Annotated in this window: 4 protein-coding genes and 1 pseudogene; 2 read left to right on the top strand and 3 right to left on the bottom strand. The window is 74.8% G+C overall.

What is annotated here, in order from left to right; genetic code table 11:
- From HUW36_RS28255 to HUW36_RS28245, 3 genes and pseudogenes are all read right to left on the bottom strand, one after another.
- Window positions 1-507 (bottom strand): annotated as a pseudogene (locus HUW36_RS28255) (helix-hairpin-helix domain-containing protein); the annotation flags it as partial.
- A 234-nt stretch (window positions 508-741) separates the two neighbouring features.
- Complete coding sequence (locus HUW36_RS28250; protein WP_174530915.1) at window positions 742-1,089, bottom strand: TcmI family type II polyketide cyclase; 348 nt, start codon at window positions 1,087-1,089, stop codon at window positions 742-744.
- A 62-nt stretch (window positions 1,090-1,151) separates the two neighbouring features.
- Complete coding sequence (locus HUW36_RS28245; RefSeq protein ID WP_425487273.1) at window positions 1,152-1,976, bottom strand: AfsR/SARP family transcriptional regulator; 825 nt, start codon at window positions 1,974-1,976, stop codon at window positions 1,152-1,154.
- Between the two features lie 432 nt (window positions 1,977-2,408).
- Here HUW36_RS28245 and HUW36_RS28240 point away from each other — a divergent pair, with 432 nt between their 5' ends.
- Both HUW36_RS28240 and accD read left to right on the top strand, forming a co-directional pair.
- The gene (locus HUW36_RS28240) at window positions 2,409-2,771 is read left to right on the top strand and encodes a TcmI family type II polyketide cyclase (RefSeq protein WP_174530913.1); all 363 of its coding nucleotides are present in this window, start codon (window positions 2,409-2,411) and stop codon (window positions 2,769-2,771) included.
- A partial coding sequence (accD, locus tag HUW36_RS28235) for an acetyl-CoA carboxylase, carboxyltransferase subunit beta (RefSeq protein ID WP_174530912.1) occupies window positions 2,768-3,590 on the top strand: 823 nt, incomplete at its 3' end. The genes HUW36_RS28240 and accD, both read left to right, overlap by 4 nt.

Genomic DNA, 3,590 nt, shown 5'->3' with positions numbered 1-3,590 from the left:
CTTCGGCGCGTCGACCGGCTCGGCGGCGTCGACCGGCTCCAGGGCGTCGACCGGCTTCGGCGCGTCGACCGGCTCGGCGGTGGCGGGCTCCGAGGCGGTGACCGTCTCGGCGGTCGTCACCAGCCCGGTGGTGGCCGGCTCGGAGGTGGCCGGCTCGGAGGTGGCCGGCTCGGAGGTGGCCGGCTCGGCTTCGGCCCGCTTCGCGGCGACCGCCGGCTCCGCGGCGTCGAGCGGCTCCGACGCGACAACCGGCTCTCCGGCGGCCGGCTCGGCGTGGGTCGGGGCGTGCTGGTCGGTCACGGCGGCCGGGGCCGGCGTCTCGTCGACCACCGCGGCCGGACGGGGCTCGTCGACGACGGCGGCCACCTCGGGGGCCGGTGCGGCGGCGTCCACAGTGGGCGCGGAGCCGCCGGCGCCGGCGCGGCGGCCGCTCACCACCCAGCCGACGACCAGTCCGATGAGCAGGGCCAGGATCACGACCAGCCACTGCCCGAAGCTCGACGGCATGGCCTACCTCCTTCTATGTGCGTGCACGACGGTCACGAGAAAACTCGGGGCAGCTTCGCACACGCGCGCACGGGGCGACAGGCAGGCCGGGGGGTGGGCGCGGACGGTGGGACCGGCCGTGTCGGCCGGTGGTCGGCGGATGACCGAGCGTGTGCCGGCGGCACGGGCGGAGGGCGCCCCGGGACCTGGTGCCGTGCGCGGTCCCGGGGCGCCCCGTCCGTCGCCCGTGGCCGGTCAGCGGATCCGGTCGGGCGTGGGGATGTCGGCGGCGTCCCAGGTGTAGAAGCAGCCGGCCACGGCGTCCCGGGGGGAGTGCCAGGTCGGCAGGTAGGGCGAGGTGTGCGCGGAGAGCCGCTCGTTGACGCGTTCGTAGAGCGGGTGGTGCCGCAGGTCGGCGGTCAGGTCGGGCGCGACGTCGACGGTCTCCATCAGGTGGACGCACAGGTCGTGCAGGTAGTAGAGGGACCGGTGCCGGATCCCGGTGAGGTGGGGCAGCTCGGTCGCGTCGGACTCGGCGAAGATCTGTGCCACCCGGCCCTGCGACCCGGGCACGATCCGGCTGACCACCAACAGTCGACTCATCGGGACCCCTCTCGCCGCGCCGCTGCTGGGTCCACCGTGCCGGCCGGACTGTCACCTCGCCGTCACGGCGTACCCCTGGGTATTGATGGCGGTGGTGCGGCGCGCTGGGGGCGGGCGGGGCCGGCGGGCCGGGCGCGGTCGGCCCGCCGCTGCGGCGGCTCCGGCCGGCTGGCCCGACGGATCGGGGCGAGGGTGTCGTCCAGCAGGGCCGTCATCGCCGGGGAGGGTTCCAGGCGCAGTTCGCGCAGGAGCAGGTCCCGGTAGACGTAGAAGGAGTGCACCGCCTCGAACGCGTTGCCCTCGGCCAGGTGGATCCGGACCACCAGACGGTGCGGGGTCTCCCGCAGCGGCTCGGCCGCCATCGCCTCCAGCGCCGCCTCCAGGGCCTCCCCGTGCCGGCCCGCGGCGAGGTGGTTGCCGGCCAGTTCCTCCAGCATGTGCAGGCGTAGCTGGCGCAGCCGTTCCCGTTCCAGCAGGACCCAGTCGTCGTACCAGCCGGGGAGCAGGTCGTGCCGGCCGGCGTCGGTGGCGCCGCGGGGGGCCGCGCCGTCACGGACCCGGGCGGCGGTCACCGCCAGCTGGTCCACGTCGAGGTGGACGGTGGGTCCGAGGCGGACGGTGTCGCCGTCGGTGCGCAGCGGGCAGCACGGGTCCTGGCGCAACCGCCACAGCGCGGTACGCAGCGAGGAGAGCGCCCGCTCCTCGGAGGTCTCGGGCCAGAGCAGTCCGGCGAGGTGGCTGCGGGTGGCGCCGGGGCGCAGCCCGATGAGGGCGATGACCCGTTGCAGGCCCCGGGGCACCACCACGGGTACGCCGTCGTGCAGCAGCTGGAAGCCGCCGAGCAGGTGCAGTGACACCCGGGGGGCGGGATCACCCGCCGTCGGCATCCTCGATCCACCGGACACGGCGCACCCCCCAGCACCGGAACCCTCGTCCCGACCGTCCTCTGTTGCCCGGATCTGCTCGCCCGCGACCCCGGTGTCGGAACGTCCCGCCTCGGCCGGAGAGGTCCGTCGCGACCGGGCTGACCGAGACGGAGAATATCAACGGCTGTTACTCTCAGTCAACGGCCAGTGGCATCGATGACGGTCCGTGACGGACTCGTAAGTCGCCCGTGATCTGCGAAAAAGTGTCGCCAACGGGAAGTGGAACTTGATCTTCCCATAGTCCACGCACAGTTTGCGTCAACGCAGCGTCACCACGTTTCGGGCCTGATCGTGCCCGGTTGACGCCCGGGTGACGCCCCCGGCGGCATCGTGAGCCATCCGTGCGGCGCGACCGGTTCGCCGCGCACCGGGACGTACGCAGGGAGGCCGCGAATGGACCGTTCGCTCATCGTCGCCAAGGTGGTGCCCACCGCCGAGGACCGGGTCGCCGAGATCTTCGCCGAGTCCGACGCGACCGAACTGCCCGGCCTGGTCGGCGTGCGGCACCGCTCCCTCTACCGGCTGCACGACCTCTACGTCCACCTGCTGGAGACGGAGTCGCCGGCGCAGGGCGCGGTCGAGGACGCGCGCGGGCATCCCGAGTTCGTCCGGATCAGTGAGCGGCTGCGGCCGTACATCTCGCCGTACCTGCCGACCTGGCGCTCGCCGCGCGACGCCATGGCGCACTGCTTCTACCGCTACGACGCCCCCGGGCACCAGGCCCACCGCGTCGACGCCGCCGGGCGGCGGCCGTGACCACCACCGCGCCCCGGGACGAGCAGCTCTGGTCGCGGTGCGACGGCTGCGCCTCGCTGCTCTACCGCAAACGGCTGCGCCGCAACCTGGACGTCTGCCCGGAGTGCGGCTCGCACACCCGGCTGGACGCGCCGGACCGGGTGGCGCAGCTGGTCGACCCGGACTCGTTCGCCCCGCTGCCGGACCGCGCGGTGCGGGTGGACCCGATCGACTTCGTCGACGCGGTGCCGTACCCGCACCGGCTCGGCGCGGCGCGTGCCGCCACCGGCCTGGACGAGGCGGTGCTGTGCGGCACCGCCCGGCTGGGCGGCCACCCGGTGGCGCTGGCCGTGATGGACTTCCGGTTCCTCGGCGGCAGCCTCGGCTGCGCGGTCGGCGAGCTGATCACCCGGACCGCCGAACGGGCGCTGGCCGACGGCTGCCCGCTGGTGCTGGTCACCGCGTCCGGCGGGGCGCGGATGCAGGAGGGCGCGCTGTCGCTGATGCAGATGGCCACCGTCAGCCAGGCCCTCGCGGGGCTGCGCGAGGCGGGGCTGTTGACGGTCAGCGTGGTCACCGACCCCACGTACGGCGGGGTGGCCGCGTCGTTCGCCACCAACACCGACCTGGTCCTCGCCGAGAGCGGCGCCCGGTTGGGCTTCGCCGGCCCCCGGGTGATCCGCCAGGTCACCGGCGCCGCGCTGCCGGAGGGCTTCCAGACCGCGGAGTACCTGCTGCGCCACGGCCAGGTCGACATGGTGGTGCCCCGGCACGCGTTGCGGGGGCGGCTGGTCGCGCTGCTCGCCGCCGCCGACGCCGGCCGTCGACCGCCGGTCACCC

The sequence above is a fragment of the Micromonospora maritima genome, from assembly GCF_902825405.1.
GTDB classification, from domain to species: Bacteria; Actinomycetota; Actinomycetes; order Mycobacteriales; family Micromonosporaceae; genus Micromonospora; species Micromonospora maritima.
This window is presented reverse-complemented; position numbering and strand designations above follow the sequence as displayed.